General features: G+C 76.1%; 2 protein-coding genes and 1 pseudogene. All 3 read right to left on the bottom strand.

What is annotated here, in order from left to right; all coding sequences use genetic code 11:
• The coding region (locus G3I42_RS30165) for an ATP-binding protein (protein ID WP_164290926.1) at window positions 1-1438 on the bottom strand (1438 nt) is incomplete at its 3' end.
• A 100-nt stretch (window positions 1439-1538) separates the two neighbouring features.
• Window positions 1539-3053, bottom strand: a complete 1515-nt coding sequence (locus G3I42_RS30160) for a cobyric acid synthase (protein ID WP_164290925.1) — start codon at window positions 3051-3053, stop codon at window positions 1539-1541.
• Window positions 3050-3181, bottom strand: a pseudogene (locus G3I42_RS37950) (cobalamin biosynthesis protein); the annotation flags it as partial. The pseudogene G3I42_RS37950 and the gene G3I42_RS30160, both read right to left, overlap by 4 nt.

The raw sequence follows: 3181 nt of genomic DNA, 5'->3' as shown, positions 1-3181 counted from the left end.
CCGTCGCCGCGAGGTGCAGCGAGCCGAGCGCGCCGCCGCGCGGGCGGTAGGAGCCCGTCGTCCTGCCGTGCGCGGTCCGCGCCCGCGAGCGGCGCCCGGCGGCGCCCTCACCGAGCCCGGGGACGGTCAGCTTCTTCGTGCGGAAGGGGGCGGTGGCGGAGGCGGCGGGCTGCTCAGCGGCGCCCGCGGAGCCTTTTCCCTCGGCGTCCGAGGGGGCGGAGGAATCCGAGGCGTCCGAAGGGGCGGAGGGGGCCGGGGCGTCGTCGCCGGGGGCCTTGGAGGGCCCGTCGTCCTCGCTCTTGCCGCTCGGGTCCTGGCCCGTACGGTCCTCGGGCGCCCCGCCCTGCGGCGGGACACCGCCCCCGGGCCCGTCGGGACCGTCCCCGTCGTCCGGCCCCCCGGGCTCCTCCTCGGGCCCGGCGTTCTCGTCGAGCACCTCGTCGAGCTTGTCCTCGTCGAGCCCGGGGGCGTCGAAGGGATTGCGGCGGCCGCGGTGCGGCAGGGCGAGGAGCGCGGCCTGCCGCACGTCCTCGGCGAGCACGCTCTCCCGCCCGGCCCAGGCGGCCAGCGCCGTCGCGGTACGGGCCATGACGAGGTCGGCGCGCATCCCGTCGACCTCGAAGGCGGCGCACGTCGCGGCGATCTGACGCAGCGCGGTGTCGCCGAGGACGACGCGGGGCAGCAGCTCCCGCGCCTCGGCGATCCGGGCGCGCAGGGCCGCCTCGTCCCCGGCGAAGCGCGCGGCGAAGGCGGCGGGATCGTCCTCGTACGCCATCCGGCGCCGTACGACCTCGACGCGCTCCTCGGTCTCGCGCGAGGCGGCGACCTCGACGGTGAGGCCGAAGCGGTCGAGGAGCTGGGGACGCAGCTCGCCCTCCTCGGGGTTCATCGTCCCGACGAGCAGGAAGCGCGCGGCGTGCCGCACCGAGACGCCCTCGCGCTCGACGGAGGAGACCCCCATGGCGGCGGCGTCGAGCAGCAGGTCCACGAGGTGGTCGCCCAGCAGGTTGACCTCGTCGACGTAGAGGATGCCGCGGTGCGCGGCGGCGAGCAGCCCCGGCTCGAACGCCTTGACGCCCTCGGCGAGCGCCCGCTCGATGTCGAGCGCGCCGACGAGCCGGTCCTCGGAGGCCCCCACGGGCAACTCGACCATCCGCGCCGGTCGCCGCGACTCCGCCTGGGCGGGAGCGTGCGGCCCGTCGGGACACCGCGGATCGGGAGCCGCCGGATCACAGGAGAAGCGGCACCCCGCCACGACCTCGACCTCGGGCAGCAACGCGGTGAGCGCCCGCACGGCGGTGGACTTGGCCGTCCCCTTCTCCCCGCGCACGAGCACCCCGCCGACGCGCCCGGACACGGCGTTGAGCAGCAGGGCGAGCCGTAGATCGTCCTGCCCGACGAGGGCGGTGAAGGGATAGGGATGGTCGGGGGTGGTCATACGGGGACTTCCTTTCGGGTAAACATTCCAGCCCTTCCCGGGGGTCCGCCGAAGGCTGGGGGCAAGGGGGGAGCGGGGTCCGGGGCGGAGCCCCGCGAGGTCACCCCGGCGCCCCCGGCGGCACGAACGGCAACCCCGCCGGCGCCCCCCGCTCGATCAGCTCCATCAGCGCCGCGGTGTCCGCGTGCTCCTCGATCAGGTCCGCCAACGCCTCCAACTGCTCCTCGCGCAACGCCCCGAACTCCGTGTCCGGCGCCGGCACGAACCGCCGCCCCGCCTGCGCGGCGATCCTGCGCAGGAAGGCCCGCCGGAAGCCGTCGCTCTCCAGCGACCCGTGCCAGTGCGTCCCCCACACCGCCCCCACCCGGCACCCGTCGAGGAACGGTTCGTCGCCGCCCGTCACCTCCGCGACCCCGTGGTGGATCTCGTACCCGTCGACCGGCTCCCCGAGCGCGCTCCCCGCGGGCCGGGCGAGCGTCTTCTCGCGCGCGAACCGCACCCGCACCGGGAGCAGCCCGAGTCCCGCGACGGTCCCCGCCCGCGACTCCACCTCGTCCTCGATCACGTCCCCGAGCAGCTGGAACCCGCCGCAGATGCCCAGCACGGGCCGCCCCTCGGCGGCCCGCAGGGCGAGCGCGTCGGCCAGCCCCCGCTCGCGCAGCCACGCCAGCGCCCGCACCGTCCCACGCGTCCCCGGCACGACGACCAGGTCGGCGTCCACGAGGTCCTGCGCCCGGTCCACGAACCGCACCACGACGCCCGGTTCGGCGGCGAGCGCGTCGACGTCGGTGAAGTTCGACATGAGCGGTACGGCGCACACCGCGACGCGCAGCACCTCCGGCCCGTACGGCTCGGCGAGCCGCGACTCGCGCACCGCGCCGCGCAGCGAGACGGCCATGCCGTCCTCCTCGTCGATGCCGAGCCCCGGTTTGAACGGCAGCACCCCGAAGGTGTCGCGCCCCGTCAGGTCCCGCAGCATCCGCAGGCCCGGTTCGAGCAGCGAGACATCGCCCCGGAACTTGTTGACGAGGTACCCGGCGACGAGCGCCTGGTCCTCGGCCGAGAGCAGCGCCGTCGTCCCGAAGAACGACGCGAAGACGCCGCCCCTGTCGATGTCCCCGACGACCACGACGGGCAGCCGGGCCGCCCGCGCGATCCCCATGTTGACGAGATCGGTCCGGCGCAGATTGATCTCCGCCGGGCTCCCCGCGCCCTCGCAGATCACGGCGTCGTACGAGCGCCGCAGCTCGGCGAGGCAGTCCACGACCGTCTGGAACAGCTCCGCCTGCTTGCCCCCGTGGTACCCGCGCGCGCTCAGCTCGCCGAGCGGCCTGCCGAGCAGCACGACCTGGCTGGAGCGCTCCCCGCCCGGCTTGAGCAGCACCGGGTTCATGAGCGCGCTCGGCTCCACGCGCGCGGCCTGCGCCTGCATCGCCTGCGCGCGGCCGATCTCGGCGCCGTCGCGCGTGACGAAGGAGTTGAGGGACATGTTCTGCCCCTTGAACGGCGCGACGCTCACCCCCCGCCGCACGAGCCACCGGCAGATCCCGGCCGTGACGACGCTCTTCCCCGCGTCGGACGTCGTCCCGGCGACGAGCAGCCCGCCCCCGGTCACCGCGCACGCCCCGCGACGCGCCCCGAGGCCACGAGCCGCGCCGCGACGCACACCCCGAGCGCCGCCCACGTCACGCGCCGCGACAGGCGCACGGCCCGCTCCACGTCCCCCGCGACGACGGCCCGGCC

This window comes from Streptomyces sp. SID11385, from assembly GCF_010548245.1.
In the GTDB taxonomy this organism is placed as follows: Bacteria; Actinomycetota; Actinomycetes; order Streptomycetales; family Streptomycetaceae; genus Streptomyces.
The sequence above is the reverse complement of the archived record's forward strand: the minus strand, read 5'-3'. Positions and strand labels throughout refer to the sequence as shown.